The 15,607-nt window shown below is 47.0% G+C and carries 10 protein-coding genes; 3 read left to right on the forward strand and 7 right to left on the reverse strand.

Annotated features, from left to right (window positions below; translation table 11 throughout):
* Nucleotides 1-23 precede the first annotated feature (23 nt).
* Complete coding sequence (locus G517_RS0114245; protein WP_084632271.1) at nucleotides 24-1,370, reverse strand: hypothetical protein; 1,347 nt, start codon at nucleotides 1,368-1,370, stop codon at nucleotides 24-26.
* A 313-nt stretch (nucleotides 1,371-1,683) separates the two neighbouring features.
* On the opposite strand from G517_RS0114245, the gene trmA reads away from it, so the two are divergent.
* On the forward strand, nucleotides 1,684-2,784 hold the full coding sequence (trmA, locus tag G517_RS0114250) for a tRNA (uridine(54)-C5)-methyltransferase TrmA (RefSeq protein WP_028304971.1): 1,101 nt from the start codon (nucleotides 1,684-1,686) through the stop codon (nucleotides 2,782-2,784).
* 6 nt (nucleotides 2,785-2,790) lie between these two features.
* Here trmA and G517_RS19350 read toward each other — a convergent pair whose 3' ends face one another.
* From G517_RS19350 to G517_RS0114280, 6 genes are all read right to left on the reverse strand, one after another.
* Nucleotides 2,791-4,476 carry a BatD family protein gene (locus G517_RS19350; protein ID WP_051206425.1) on the reverse strand — a complete coding sequence of 562 codons (1,686 nt, stop codon included), beginning with the start codon at nucleotides 4,474-4,476 and terminating at the stop codon, nucleotides 2,791-2,793.
* The gene (locus tag G517_RS0114260) at nucleotides 4,470-6,302 is read right to left on the reverse strand and encodes a vWA domain-containing protein (protein WP_028304972.1); all 1,833 of its coding nucleotides are present in this window, start codon (nucleotides 6,300-6,302) and stop codon (nucleotides 4,470-4,472) included. Before G517_RS0114260 ends, G517_RS19350 begins: the two co-directional genes overlap by 7 nt.
* 45 nt (nucleotides 6,303-6,347) lie before the next feature.
* Nucleotides 6,348-7,433 (reverse strand): vWA domain-containing protein, encoded by a 1,086-nt coding sequence (locus G517_RS19355; RefSeq protein ID WP_211224299.1) that lies wholly within the window; start codon nucleotides 7,431-7,433, stop codon nucleotides 6,348-6,350.
* Entirely contained in the window at nucleotides 7,412-7,906 is a 495-nt protein-coding gene (locus G517_RS0114270) for a DUF4381 domain-containing protein (RefSeq protein ID WP_051206426.1), read from the reverse strand. Before G517_RS0114270 ends, G517_RS19355 begins: the two co-directional genes overlap by 22 nt.
* Nucleotides 7,907-8,003: 97 nt before the next feature.
* A complete protein-coding gene (locus tag G517_RS19360; protein ID WP_051206427.1) occupies nucleotides 8,004-8,981 on the reverse strand; it encodes a DUF58 domain-containing protein in 978 nt (325 codons plus the stop codon).
* Complete coding sequence (locus G517_RS0114280; RefSeq protein WP_028304974.1) at nucleotides 8,981-9,976, reverse strand: AAA family ATPase; 996 nt, start codon at nucleotides 9,974-9,976, stop codon at nucleotides 8,981-8,983. Before G517_RS0114280 ends, G517_RS19360 begins: the two co-directional genes overlap by 1 nt.
* 525 nt (nucleotides 9,977-10,501) lie before the next feature.
* On the opposite strand from G517_RS0114280, the gene G517_RS0114285 reads away from it, so the two are divergent.
* Both G517_RS0114285 and G517_RS21405 read left to right on the forward strand, forming a co-directional pair.
* Nucleotides 10,502-15,352, forward strand: a complete 4,851-nt coding sequence (locus G517_RS0114285; protein WP_028304975.1) for an NAD-glutamate dehydrogenase — start codon at nucleotides 10,502-10,504, stop codon at nucleotides 15,350-15,352.
* 10 nt (nucleotides 15,353-15,362) lie between these two features.
* Nucleotides 15,363-15,584: a DUF2835 domain-containing protein gene (locus G517_RS21405; RefSeq protein ID WP_084632273.1), complete on the forward strand. Its 222-nt coding sequence runs from the start codon at nucleotides 15,363-15,365 to the stop codon at nucleotides 15,582-15,584.
* Nucleotides 15,585-15,607 lie beyond the last annotated feature (23 nt).

Below are 15,607 nucleotides of genomic sequence, written 5' to 3' on the forward strand. Positions count from 1 at the left end.
ATCATGCCCGCCAGTCAAAAGACTTAAAGTGGATTATAATACCAGAGTGATAAACTAGAAATTACCCACATGATGACACCGTAATGAAGGTTATTTTTTAGTGTTTGTTTAGCCGTGATAAAATACCGCCCCCTCAACGACAAGTTCATTCCTGACATAGGGCCGCAAGCGGTGCCTATACCCCAGCAAGCCAAAAATACCATCGCCAGTAGATCCATCGGCGGCTGAGTGGGTAGCAATAAGCCGCTTACCGTTGCAATACTGATCACCGGGTGAACCCCCAATAAAGACAGCAAAAGCATCACCAGCAGCAATAAAGAGGTTACAAGGGGTGTTAATTCAGGAATCGGTAGCTGATCTGCGTACAGTGTAAATAGTGTATTTAGTCCTGCCGCCATGGTGCCTGCGGCAAGAAAAAGCGCTAGCTCATTACCCATCTTAGCCAGTCGGTTGTGGGTATGCTGGCGTAGCGTTTTAATCACAGGCTTACGCTTCAGATATAAAGCGCCTATGGCCGTTAAAGGCGATAAAATACTAATAATTTGCAGTACCGATAGGGCTGGGAAAAAATGGTGGGCAGCAATAACCGCTAAAGCCAGAAATGCCGGTAAAGCTAGACTGCTAATCCGCATCGGATAGCCTGTAAAACTAGCCGCCTTGGGGCGCAGTTCAAAATAGGTGATTAAAATACCAATCACTGCCATAGGAATACCTGCCTGCATAATATTCAGCAATTGGGCGCCGGGAGCGTAGGTTAATGCCACGGCCACGGCGGCAAAAAAAGGTGACCAAAATGCACCGGCACAAAATGCACGGGAAAGCACCTGATGTTGCGTATTTTTAAGTGTATTACCGTCACTACTGGCAGCGGCAAAACGGTCGGCCATAATAAACACAATCGACATATTGATCACCGCACCAAACAGATGAACCCCGATTAAGGTTTGTTTTAACGCGGATCGACCTTTTGGTAATACTTCTGGCGTATCGCCTGACTCTTTTGTGGCCACCATAGATAAAAAACTGACTGCCATGAGCATCGATAAAAGATTGCCATTTGAACTTAGGGCATTTTGCCACGGCAGCACAGCGCCTTGATACCAACCCCAGCCCATACCCGACACACCAACGAGCATTAATGCCCCCGCCTGTTGGCGAGTTGCCTTAGGAAGCTGGCTCCAGCTCATCAGCAACGCCAGCCATAGTAGCAAAGCCGGCCAAATTAATGGGAGTCCTGTGAAAGGCATGGATGCCGTCAGTAATAATGCACCCGCCATACAGCGACCAATAAGGCGATAGCGTAAGCTCGTTTCTAACGGGCCTATAGCAGGAGAAGGGCTTTGGGATGGTAGATCTTGGGATTGAGGCACAGTAACCTACTTTAGCGTTTTAACATCAGAAGCGCGTTTTAATATTAGAAGTGCATTACTATATCAGAAATAATAGTGCGTTAATCCCGATATTAGATCAATCAAAACTGACCAAATGGTAGATAAAATAACGCAGCCGAAGCCAGAATCATACCGCTCCAATAAGCGGTCAATTTTTGGGACAGGGATTTATTCCTTTCATTTTATCCGACAAAATAATTGACCAGACCTTGCTTTCTTTGGGCTTGAGCTATGATGATTTCCTGTTATGCTCTGCGCTCTTTTTTTACCACCATTCTGTTGAGGTTATTCCGTGGCCCTACCTGTTGTTGAACCTGAAAACTATACAACTCTGCTTGAAGAGAAAGCCAACCGGATTCGTGCTCAGTTCACGGCTTTTAACCCACCAGAATTAGAAGTGTTTGGGTCTCCCGCTAGCCACTATCGTATGCGTGCTGAGTTTCGTCTTTGGCACGAAGGTGATGACCTTTTTTATGTTATGTTTGATGTGGGCGAAGATCCAAAAACAGATCGTAAAACTGTGCGTATGGATCAGTACCCAGTGGCGAATGAACGTATTAATGAATTGATGCCCACACTATTGGATGCCATTCGCGATATACCGGAACTGCGCCGTCGTTTATTCCAAGTTGAGTTTCTAACCAGCCAATCCGGTGAAGCCCTAATCACCTTAATCTACCATCGTCCATTAGGTGATGAATGGGACGTGCTGGCCCGTGATCTGCAAGCCAAGCTGGGTGTCTCTATTATTGGCCGAAGCCGCAAGCAGCGTGTGGTGCTGGATGTGGACTATGTGATTGAAACCATGCAGGTGGGTGAGCGAACTTTAGAATATCAGCAGGTTGAAAGCAGTTTTACCCAGCCAAATGCAGCCCTATGTGAAAAGATGTTGAACTGGGCGGTGGATGTCAGCAAAGACATTGGCGGTGATCTGGTTGAGCTTTACTGCGGCAACGGTAACTTTACTTTGGCACTGGCAGAAAACTTTGATTATGTTGTCGCAACCGAAATATCGAAAACATCGGTACGCTCGGCTCACTTTAATATCGAACGTAATCGTATCGACAATGTACAGGTTGCCCGTGTTTCCAGTGAAGAGTTTAGCGAGGCACTTGCCGGTAAAACAGAGATGCGCCGCTTAGAGGGATTTGATCTGGCGAATCGAAACTTCACTACGGTATTGGTTGATCCACCACGGGCGGGTTTAGATGAGAATACGGTAAAACAGATCGCCCTGTATGATCATATTATCTATGTCTCTTGTAATCCCGATACGCTCTACGACAACCTGCTTGAATTAAACAAAACGCACAAAGTTGTGCGCTTTGCATTATTTGACCAATTTCCCTATACCCACCATATCGAAAGCGGCGTTTTCCTCGTTCGTCGTTAAGTTATCCTAAGGGTAGAGCTTGGGCAATGCCTGTCCAGGCTCACCTTTCGCTAAGTGAACAGACTTACTCGCTTTGGCCATGACTCGGCCATCCCATAGCTCTGGTTGGGCGACAGGGCCAAACAAGCTGTACTGCAACTGACTTAAAGCTTGGTCAAAATCTGGCGTGGTTTGTGGTGCTTCATGTTGATGCCATTTTTGCCATGCATCCCATGCTGCCCGAGCTTGGTTCTGTTGGCAGGCATTCATCAATGCTTGTCTGAAAATAGGGTTCTCCTGTTTGGTTACGCTTGGTGTCTGGCCTGGAGTGGGCTTGGGGGTGCTATGCCAAAGCTGCAAATTAACACGCTGGAGCTGTTGGCGAGTTTGCCGCCAAAATAGCGCTAACAAGAGACTAATAACAACCAAGGCTAAACTTAATAATTGCCATAACAGGACTGAATGTCCATCGACAGGGGGCGTTTGTACGGTGTTGTTGGGCTCTTGGTTGGCAGGTTCCAAAACAGGCTCTGCTACTCGATTAGGATCAGGGCTGATGGATAAGCTGAGAGCATCAACAGAGGCGTACTCTAGTTGGTCTGTTTGTGTATTCCACCAGGGGATACTGATTTTAGGCAGTAATAAATGCTCTGCTTGAGTTGGAATAAGGGCTATATTTAGATTTTTTGTGCCGGTAATACTAGCATCCGCCGCGTTGAGGTTTAGCGGAAGGTCTTCCAGTTGTGGTTGCTCTGGGTATTGGCGTAGCAGAGGTTGCTGTGCCATAACGATAGGCGGTAGCTGTGCGGCGGTTAAACCTTCTGCATTTAGCGTAAGGGTGCGAGTTAGCGGTGTTCCTTCCTGCCATTGGGCAAAATTACCACTCCATTTCTCACTTAGGGTTAAGGCTTTTGCCGGTAGCCACTGAGCATTCTGAGGGAAGGCATCCGGCACAGGCTTAACGGTTATTTTGTGCTCTGGACTTTGGATGCGAATATGTTTTAAACCACCCAATGAATAGCGGTTTTGAAGGCGCACACGACCACTAAATGTTTGTGGTGGAATGACCAGTTCACCGCTGCTCTGAGGGTAAAGAGCAAACTGCCACTCTGCCACGTTGTAGAGTCGGCCATCAATTTTGGCCTCAAAGTCCTTACGATTACCCAGCTGTACTGTTAGCACATTATCAAGCTCTAGATCCGTTAAGCCATGGTCGGATATGCTGGTGGCGTAATACAGTCGCAGAGTGTAAATCAGCTGTTGTTGCACATAGATACTGTCTTCTTGATCAATTTCACTGTGTAGAAAGATATCGGCGGTGGCATTGGTATTTTGTGGTGGTGGCTGTACTTCTAAGGTAATGGGTTGGCTTTTAAGGTTGCCTAGGGAGATCTCTGGAATAATTAATGTGCCTGAACGTTTGGGTAACAAGGATATTTCCCATAGACGCTCAGACTGATTTTCACCATTGATGATTTGAATATTGGTTCTGACCTGTTGAGCCAATACCTCAAAATCTTGATATAGCTCACTTAGGTCTGGCTCACCAGTAAGCTGTAGGCCGGGGGTGCGAAGAGACAGTGTTACGGTTTCATTTTGCGTTAAACGATTACGGTCGACACTAGCCTTTAAGTCATTGGCAATTGCATACTGGCTAACGAGTAATAGGCCGGTCAATAGACTGAAAAATAAACTCAGGTATCGGTTTACCATGGTGATCGTCCTTCTGGTAACGCCTGTTGGCGCTGTATGGCTTCAAACTCAAATTTACGGCGGAGCAGGCCAGCAGGGTCATCGGGGACACGGCGTAACCACTGCTCTAGAGATAATTCTTCTTCACTCATCGGTTGCTGAGTGCTCGGTGCTTGGTTTTTTAGGGCTTGATTTTGAGCCGGACCCTGACTCGGGCTTTGGGGTTCCGCACTGTCTGGTGCTTTATTCTCAGGATTATCTGGCTCTGAACGTGCGTCTTCTACCGATGGACTTGGTTTATTAGTACCAAACTCAGATTCTTGGCCCAGTGATTGACTGGGCTGCGACTCTGCGGATTGACCTGATTGTTGGCTTTTATCGCCCTGTTGATTGTTATTACTGTGTTGATTGTTATTACTGTGTTGCTTGTTCTCGCCCTGTTGGGCTTCTTGGTTCTTTTCTTGATCTGCCGCTTTTTCTTTCTGAGATGATTGGGACTGTTGCTGTTTCTTTAGCAATTTTTCGACAATTTCTCGGTTGATTTCAGCATCTTTCAGTTGTGGTTCCTTCTCAAGGGCTGAGCTGTAAGCCGCAATAGCTTCATCAAAACGCCCTAGCTTAGCCAGCGCATTACCACGGTTGTAATGGGCTTGGGGGCTATCGTTTTTAGCAAATTCAGATACAGCAGCGTCATAATCTTTCTGACGATAGTGGGCGCTACCCAGCCAGAGCGGATCTTGTAGTAGCTGTTCTGCTTCCTGGTATTTACCCTGCTCAAAGGCCTGTTCGCCTTGGGTTTGTGGTGCGTCTTCCCATAGAGCGTAAGCAGGTTTTGGTAAGGGAAGTAATAACAGTAAAGGAATAAGCATCAACCAGTTACGCCGAAATGCTAGGGCCGCTAAAGGCAGTACCGGCAGTAGAAACCAGTGGCCTTGCTCCACCCAAAGAGGAACCTGAGCTTTTTCCTCTTTGATCTGCTGTTGATCCAGTTCTTTCGGTAGCAGTTGCTCTAAATCTTGATTGTTAAGTGTAATCGGGTGGATTAAAGCCCCTACAGATTGAGCGAACTGATTGAGCGCCGTGAAATTCACTTGGCTGATAATGACATTGCCTTGTTGGTCTTTAACAAAGCCTTTATCGCTTAGCGGGATCGGCGCGCCCTCTTGAGTACCCACCACCATTAGGCTTAGTTTGACACCCTTTGGTAACTGTTTACGAATGGCTTTCTGAGCGGATTCATCAAGGCCATCGGTAATCAGCAATAGCCGCGCTTTTTGGAAGCCAGACTGCTTGACTAACGTTAGTGCTTTTTCAACGCCATGTTCCGCAGCACTGCCTAGCTGAGGCATCATGAGTGGATCAAGGGCGGGCAGTAAATTACGAATGGTCGCGGTATCTTGGGTTAGCGGTGTTACGGTGTAAGCATTGCCGCTGTAAACCACAAGAGCTGACATGCCCTCTTTTCGCTGTTTGAGTAGGTCATGTAGCTTTTGCTTGCTGCGCGTTATACGGTTGGGTTGGCTATCTTCTGCCAGCATCGACAGCGATAGATCAAGTACGATAACCAAGTTATCTTGCTTGCTTAGTACGGGGCGAGATTGTTGGCTCCAGCTTGGCCCAGCCACGGCAAAGCCGGTCAGAATGAGTGCGATCAGTGTCCAGAGTAAATAGCTGGGCTGTTTTTTAGGCTTAGCCAGTAATTGCTGTTGTAGATCGGGGCGCATACGGTCTTGCCACGGATTACTGGCGTGACGAAACCGTAGATACCAAAGTACCTGCAAAATAACGATGGGAATAAACAGTAATGCCCAAGGGCGTGCAAAGTGAAAGCTATCCAGTAGTTCCAACGTTACTTCCTACCTTGATCGCTATTGAATCGAATATGGCGGATATTATCCATCGTTTGAGACCTGCTCTCGCCAATAAACAATAAGCCAGCGTATTGTAAACGCGACGATTAAAGAGGCAAATATTAGCAGTAAAGGCCAGTGCATCAAGCTGTGTTGTGGTCGAAAGACTTGAGCTTGTTGTTCGATTGGCTCTAGGCGATCAAGTTCCCGATAAATAGCATCAAGCTCTTCTGTGCTGCGCGCTCGAAAATAGCTACCACCGGTATTACGGGCGATACTGCGTAGAGTTGTCTCATCAAGATCTTGAGATGGGTTAATACGGCGGGTTAGGCCAAATAGCGTTTGGACCTCCAATTCGTCCGCGCCAATACCAATCGTATAAATTTTAAGTTTTTGCCCTGCTGCTAATTGGGCGGCCTGTATTGGATCTATTGCCCCTGCTGTATTCGCCCCGTCAGTGAGCAAAATAACCACGCGGCCATCTTCTGGCTGCTCTTTGAGCCGTTTAATCCCCAGCCCGATAGCATCACCAATAGCGGTTTGATCTCCGGCCATACGCAGCTGAATCTCTTTTAATTGTGCCGAAACAGTGTTGCGGTCATGGGTCATAGGAACATGAAGATAGGCTTGAGTACCAAAAACGATAAGACCAAGACGATCACCTTCACGGCGCAAGACAAAGTCTGAGACGATTTTTTTAACGGCAGTTAACCGATCCGTGCGTTCGCCGTTAAGTAGCATGTCATCCATTTGCATACTGCCGGATATATCAACCGCGAGCATTAAGTCATGGCCTTTATTGGGCAGAGGAATGGGGTCTCCAACCCATTGAGGATGAGCGCCAGCCATTAGTAATAGCAGCCAAAGCCAGCAACCGATGATTAAACGGCGTAGCTTACGTTGGCTGCGAAGCGTACCGCTTTTTATATTTTGCTGAGCGCTTAACCACGCAACGCGTAATCGGTAATGACGGGGAGGCGCTGGCGGAAGAAAGCGATACACTAGCCAAGGCAGGGGCAGCAAAATAAAGATCCACGGCCAGACAAAATGAATCTGGGTTAGAAATGCCAATGGGCCAGAAAAAAGCTCCAGTTGGGCTAGCCCGTTTAAAGCTGTCGTTTGATCCACTGTTTTACCACCTCAATCAAGGCGTGTTCATCAAAATCATCAGGTGATGGCTGATAGGCCTGTATCAGAACTTGGCCAATGCCTTGGCTGAAATCTTTGGTTCGGCCACTGCGGTCAAGAAATTCAAGCCAATATTTACCGGTTAATGGCGATATTTTTTCACGATCGTAATTGATCATTGCCATGCGTCGCAACAGGGTGTTGAGTTCATTTAAAAGCTGCTGGCGTTGACCGTGACTTTCAAATCGAGCCTGCATTTGAACCAATTCATTCAGCGCGTAACGGCGGGTTCTTGTTCTCAAGTAATAACGGCGAATAGCGATAATAAAGATTAATGTGGTAACGAGACTGAAAACCGAAACCCACCAAACATTTAAGCTGGGCGTCCAGCCACCGGTGGGGGCCGGAATATGTATATCTTTTAGCTGATCCAATAGTTTGGCAGCTTCTTGTGTGACGTGTTCGGTGCTCATTCAGCGGGGCTCCTGCCGAGCTTTAAGTATTTGTTGCTGTTGCAGTTTTTGATTATGGCACTTTGAGGTTCCGCATTATAGCGGGTAACGATGGATTTTACCGAATCGCCTTAGAAAAAAACTGTTTCAGCTTGTCAGCCGGAAGCTCCTGTGTCGACAGGGGAATAAAGTGGCCTCGGGCTTTCTGAATGCTTTGCTTTAATGCTTCTTGGTGCAGATTAAACTCATTACGATAACGTTTCTGTTCATCTGTTCTGGTGCCGTCGTAATAGAAATCCTGTTCTCCATCAGTAAGAAAGCAGGATGTACCTGGCAGCTCTTTTTCTAGCGGGTCAGTGACATGGATGGCAACAAGGTTATGGTTGCGACTGATTTGGCTTAATGCGGCATGATCGCTAAGATCCAAAGACCAAAAGTCACTGATTAAAATAACAAGACTGCCATGTCCTTTCTGTGCGGCCATTTGTCGCAGTATTTGATTCATACGACCGGATGGAGAGCGACTACTGGCCTTGGTGATTGTTTGTCCAAGATCACAGCTGCTTTTTAATAGAGGCAGTAGGCCCTTATGTCGCGCCTTAGGTTTGATTAAACGGTTTTCTTGTCCATTAAATACCATACCGCCGCAGCGATCCCCTTGATCACTAAATGCCCAGCCTAAGGTTGCTGCTATATTAGCCGCTTGCTCTGCTTTACTACGAAGGCTGCCAAATAACATGGATGCGGACAGATCAACAATCAAATGAACAGGGCGCTCACGTTCTTCTAGGAAAACCTTAGTGTGTGGGCGGCGCGTGCGAGCGGTGACTTTCCAATCCATCAGGCGGATATCATCACCGGGCTGGTAGTTACGGATTTCGCTTAACTCCATCCCTCGGCCCTGTTGGCGTGAGCGATGCTGTCCTGCCAGCGTCGAACCTGTAGGGGAGCGTAAATTCGGCCCGATAAGCCCTTTGTGCTCCTGCAGGCGGGACAAGTGCTCTAAGTTGAGCTCTGGCAAAAAGGGTGCGCTGGTATCCAGTGATAAGGTTGGTTGGATACTCTTACGAATCTGTTGCCAAGCGGATTGAAACATTAGCTTACCGGTACTTGCTGAAGTAGATGAGAGATGACCTGATCGGCAGTAAAGCCTGCGGCTTCGGCTTCATAGCGTAACAACAGGCGGTGACGGAAGACATCAGGCACCATTACTTGAACATCTTCGGGGGTCACAAAGTCTCTTCCGGCCAGCCATGCATGGGCGCGGGCGCAACGATCTAACGCCAGAGTCGCGCGAGGACTAACTCCGTATTCAACCCACTGAGCCAAATCTTTGCTGTACTGATCTGGGCGTCGAGTGGCGTCAACCAGATGCACTATATAATGCTCGATACTTTCCGCCATATAAATCTCTAAAACATTCTGACGGGCGGCGATGATCTGTGCTTGAGTCACGGTTGGCGGCGTGTTTTCAGTTTTTTGAGTGCTTAACTCATCCGTTTGAGTGTGCAGTAAGTTTTTCTGCTCATCTCGAATTAAGCGCAGAATTTCTAGCTCTGCTTCGGCGCTAGGGTAGTTCAGGCTCGTGTGCAACAAAAAGCGATCAAGTTGTGCTTCTGGCAGAGGGTAGGTGCCCTCTTGCTCGATGGGGTTCTGTGTCGCCATCACCAGAAATGTAGGTGGAAGTGGATAGCTGGTATTACCGACGGTAACTTGGCGTTCTGCCATGGCTTCCAATAGTGCGGCCTGTACCTTGGCGGGGGCTCGGTTGATCTCGTCTGCCAGAATAAAGTGATTGAAGACTGGCCCGTGCTGGAAGCTAAAGCTGTTGTGTTCTGGGCGGTAAATATCGGTGCCGGTAATATCCGCCGGTAATAGATCTGGGGTGAATTGAATACGTTGAAAATCCCCCTCTAGGCAATCGGCTAAGGATTTAATCGCCTTGGTTTTTGCTAGACCTGGCGGGCCCTCAACCAAGAGGTGGCCGTCCGCTAAAAGCGCGATCAGCAAACGGCTGAGTAGCGTCTCTTGCCCAATAATCTGGCTTTTTAGGTAGTTATTCAGGGACTGAAAAGCGTCTCGAACACTCATGGTATTCCTTTCTTATCCGTGTTGACTGTTGCCATTAGCAATGAATAGTTTGATCAAACAGTGTGTCTGATCAACGGCTTGTTCACCTAAACTGTTCGCGAGTATAGCGATAATGCTTTCTAGCTGGCTAGCGTTGCGATACGGAAGTGACAACTAAAGCCGATAAAAGTAATGCTACGATTTTAGAACTAAACCTTGGTCTTCCTAAAACAATAGGGCATTTATTGGCCTGAATAGCGCATTTTTCCGCTGCAGGTGCGTTCTATTATGTTGTTCGCTTCTTCACCTATGCTTTTTTGTAATAGATGATCGGCGTAACGGTTGATTTGTACTATGTTTTCATCAAAGCTATTCCTTATGTTCTCATCGAAGCTGCTCCTGTAGCTTCCATTGGTAGAAAGGTAGGAAGAAAACGCCAATAGAAACAAAAAGTGTTTTTCTGCCGGATCTATTCTGTGGGATCTATTTTATTGGAATCGTAATCACATAACGTTATTTCGGTATCATCTCTGAGGTCAATTGACGATGTATCAAACCAGTGAAGGTCATAAAAAGTTTTTAGGTCTCTTAGAAGACCAGCTCACGTTAAAGTTCTCTGAAAAACAGGCAAAAGAGATTATTAACTTTGCCAATATATATTACGCATCGGCTTCTCTTGAAGAGTTAGCTGACCGTCGTTCCGATGACCTCTACGGGGCAACTGTCTCAGCATGGAACTTTGTGCAGCAACATAAAGTCGCTGAGCCTAAAATTCGCGTATACAATCCAGATTTTGAGCAGCATGGTTGGCAATCGACACATACCGTTATTGAACTGCTGCAACGTGATATGGCTTTCTTGGTTGATTCTGCACGTATTGAATTGAATCGACGGGGCTTAACCGTTCACTCTATTCACAACGCTGTGCTTAACTTTTTGCGTGATGACAACGGTGACATGCTCGAACTTAAAGGCCGCAGTGATCATTATGCTGAAGCTAACGGTAGCGCCGAGTCACTAATCTATATTGAGGTTGATCGTCATACCGATCAGGCTGAACTAGATGAATTGCGTGATAGCTTGGTTGAAGTGTTATCTGAAGTTTCAACGGCAGTTGATGACTTTGATCAGATGGAGCAAAAGTGCTTTGAGATACGGGAAGCTCTTGCCGCTAGCCGTCCTGCGCATCTATCAGAAGAAGATGTCAATGAAGCCGTTGATTTCTTAAACTGGCTGAACGATGAGCACTTTACCTTTCTTGGCTACGATGAATATATTGTGGCTGATGAAGACGGTAAAAAAATATTAAAGCTGGTTCCTGATTCTGAACTCGGTGTTCTTAAATTAGATGAGCCTCGCTATAATGCAAAAGACCGCCATGATATGGCATTGGATGGTCGTCAGTTTGTTTTAATCCCTGAGCTACTGGCGTTTGCTAAAGCACCAGAACATGCCCGCGTTCACCGTCCAGCCTACCCTGATTACATTACGGTTAAGCGCTTTGATGACAAGGGTAATCTTGTTGGTGAAAGCCGCTTCCTAGGCCTGTATACCGCGGCGGTTTATAACGAAACTCCTCGTAATGTGCCTGTTTTACGCAAAAAAATTCAGGCGGTATTGCGGGCCTCGGGACTTGACCCTTACGGGCATAATGGCAAGCAGCTGATACAAATTCTGGAAGTTTACCCTCGCGATGACCTATTCCAGATCAGTCTACCTGAACTGACCGAAACTGCCGTTGCGATTATGAACATCCGTGAGCGCCGCAAGGTACGTTTGTTTATCCGTGAAGATCATTGTGGCAAGTTATATTCCTGCTTAGTTTACGTACCTCGTGATATTTTTAGTACGGACCTGCGCCATAAGTTACGGGATTTACTGTGTGAAGAATTGGATGCCCACGGCAATGAATTCCACACCTATTTCTCTGAATCTGTTCTAGCACGCTCTCAGTTAATTCTGCGTTTTAATGGCGATACACCACCTAAGTACGATATTCGTGCGATTGAGAAAAAAGTGATTCAGGTGATTCGTTCTTGGAGTGATGACCTGCATGAAGCTTTGATTGAAGGCCATGGTGAAGAGAAAGCCAACGATTACCTTCGTCTGTACCGAGATGCTTTCCCTGCGAGCTACCGTGAAGACTTTAGTCCGCGCACCGCTGTATTCGATATTGGCTATATTAATGAGCTTGACCAACAGCGCTCGGTGACGATGTCGTTTTACCGTCAGTTGGAAGCAGATAATAACCACCTGCATTTCAAACTGTTCCATGCTGATGAGCAACTGCCGCTGTCTGATGTTATCCCTGTACTGGAAAATCTTGGTATGCGGGTTGTGGGTGAGCATCCCTATGAGATTGCCCGGGGCGATGGCAAGACCATCTGGATTCACGATTTCTCTCTAGTGCCTTCTTCCGGTCAAATGACGGTGCCGCTAGCTGATGTGCGTGATGTATTCCAAGAAGCCTTTGAACGTATTTGGCAAGGGGCTGCGGAGAACGATAGCTTTAACCGCTTAGTGCTAACATCTCGTTTAAACTGGCGTCAGGTTACGGTTCTGCGGGCTTATGCCAAATACATGAAACAGATTCGTTTCAGCTTTGGGCAAAGTTATATTGCATCAACATTGGGCAATCATGCCGGCATCACGTCTATGCTGCTTGAGCTGTTTACCTTACGTTTCGATCCAAGTGCTCATTTTACTGAGGCGAGCCAAGAAGCGCTTGTTAATCGCATTAAAGAAGCACTGGATCAGGTTCAGAGCCTGACAGAAGATAAGATTTTGCGTCGCTATATGCAGCTTATGCTGGCAACGTTGCGTACCAACTTTTATCAGTTGGATAATGATGGCAGCATCAAATCTTATGTCTCTTTCAAACTGGACACTAAGAGCATCCCTGATGTGCCATTACCTCGTCCGATGTTTGAGATTTTTGTTTATTCTCCGCGGGTTGAAGGTGTACACCTTCGTGGCGGTAAAGTGGCTCGTGGTGGTCTGCGTTGGTCAGACCGACATGAAGATTTCCGCACAGAAGTTCTGGGCTTGGTTAAGGCTCAGCAGGTTAAAAATGCGGTTATCGTACCGGTAGGTGCAAAAGGTGGTTTTGTTAGTAAGTGCCCACCGGCTAGCGGTGATCGAGACGATATCCTGCAAGAAGGTATCGCCTGTTACAAAATCTTTATCAACGCTTTGCTGGATGTTACTGACAACTTGGTTGAAGCCGATGTTGTTCCGCCTAAGCAGGTGGTACGTCACGATGAAGACGACCCCTATTTGGTGGTTGCCGCCGATAAAGGCACCGCAACCTTCTCTGATATTGCAAATAGCATTTCATTGGAGCATGGCTTCTGGCTGAAAGATGCTTTCGCTTCTGGTGGCGCAAACGGTTACGACCACAAGAAAATGGGTATTACAGCCCGTGGTGCTTGGGTTTCTGTACAACGTCACTTCCGTGAACTGGGTCATAACGTACAAACGGATGACTTTACCGTTGTCGGTATCGGCGATATGAGCGGTGATGTTTTCGGTAACGGCATGCTGCTTTCTGAACATATTCAGTTGGTTTGCGCCTTTAACCACTTGCACATTTTTGTTGATCCAAACCCTGATGCGCTTTCTAGCTTCCGCGAGCGTCAGCGTTTGTTTAATCTGCCTCGTTCAAACTGGGCAGATTACAACGCTAAACTGATCTCTGACGGCGGCGGTATTTTCTCTCGCTCTGCTAAATCTGTTGTGATTACAGCGCAGATGAAAGCACGTTTTGATATTCAGGAAGATCATCTCTCACCGAATGACCTGATTACAGCGGTACTAAAAGCACCGGTCGATCTTGTTTGGAATGGCGGTATTGGAACGTATGTAAAAGCCTCTACTGAATCCCATGCGGATGCCGGTGATAAAGCCAATGACAGCCTGCGTATTGATGGTCGTCAGATGCGTGCCCGCGTATTGGGTGAAGGCGGTAACTTAGGTGTTACTCAACGGGCTCGTATTGAGTACGGGCTACATGGTGGCGCATCTAATACTGACTTTATTGATAATGCCGGTGGCGTAGATTGCTCGGATCATGAGGTTAACATCAAGATTCTTCTGGATGAGATCGTTAGCCAAGGTGATATGACTGCTAAGCAGCGTAATGAGCTATTAGAAGCCATGACTGAAGAAGTCTCTGAGTTAGTTCTTAAAAATAACTACAGTCAGTCTCAAGCGTTAAGCTTGGCTAAAGTGATGGCTAAAGATGGTATTGGCCAGTTCCGTCGCTTTATTAATGCCCTTGAAAGTGAAGGCAAGTTAAACCGTGAGCTAGAATTTATTCCTGCTGATGATGTGCTGCTTGAGCGTTATAACCAAGGTGAAGGCCTAACGCGTCCTGAGCTGTCGGTTCTGATCTCTTACGCGAAATCAGATCTAAAACAAGCGCTGATGGCAACAGAAGTACCTGATGATAGCTTTATCGAATGCGAAGTTGAGCGAGCCTTCCCAAGCGCTCTGGTTGAGAAGTATAAGCCTGCGATGTACAACCACCGCCTGAAGCGTGAAATCGTTTCAACTCAACTGGCTAATGATCTGGTTGATTACGGCGGTATCGCCTTTATCCACCGCTTGATCGACTCATCCGGTGCGGATGCGGCAGAGATTGCTCGGGCTTATATTGTTACTCGGGAAGTCTTTGGTATTCACAATCTCTGGCGTCAAATTGAGATGCTAGATAACCAAGTTGAAAGCTCGGTTCAGTACGACATGATGCTAGAGCTGATGCGTTTGATTCGTCGGGCAACACGCTGGTTCCTGCGTCCTCATCTGGCGAATATGGCTGTGCGTGATGTGATTGAATTGTACGCACCAAAAGTACGTATGCTGAGTGAAGGTATTGGTGAACGTCTACGGGGCGCTCAACTAGAAAGCTGGGCAAAACGTCGAGAAGAGCTGGTTGACAAAGGTGTGCCTGAAGCATTAGCCGATCAGGTAGCCGCAAACTCAGGTTTGTATTCTCTACTGGGTATTGTTGAAGCTGAACGTGCCACTGGTGAGAAACTACAGCGTGTTGCTGAGGTTTACTTCGAGCTAGGTCATCAACTGGATCTGCAGTGGATCAGCCAGAAAATCACCGAACTGGATGTTCATGATAACTGGGAAGCGCTAGCCCGCGAAACCTTCCGTGATGATCTTGATTGGCAGAGCCGTGCTCTAGCGATCAGTGTGATCCAAATGGAAGATGGTGCGCTGGATGTTGAGGGCCGTGTTACCCAGTGGATGAAACGCCATCAGCATCAAGTTAATCGCTGGCAGACTATTTTGTCAGAGATTGATTCAGGCAATAAAGCAGACTTCCCAATCTACTCTGTTGCAATGCGTGAGCTTTTTGACTTGGCACAGATGCAAATGGAAGCATAAAATACCCTCTATGGCAGAGGTTATTGTTTCTTTAAGCTTAAGTGCTGACAAATATCTGGAGTATTACCGTGGCAGTGTTTCACGGGTCATTACCTACGATACCTTAGGCAGGCGGGTGCAACTACCCGCCTCCGTTTTTCGCCCGTTTGTTACCCCTCAGGGGATACAAGGGGTGTTTCGGGTTAGGTTTGGTCCCGGTAATAAATTCCAGAATATAGAAAGGGTGGCCTGAAAAGGCTGCCTTTTTTTATCTCT

It is taken from the genome of Oceanospirillum maris DSM 6286, assembly GCF_000422865.1.
Classification (GTDB): Bacteria; Pseudomonadota; Gammaproteobacteria; order Pseudomonadales; family Halomonadaceae; genus Oceanospirillum; species Oceanospirillum maris.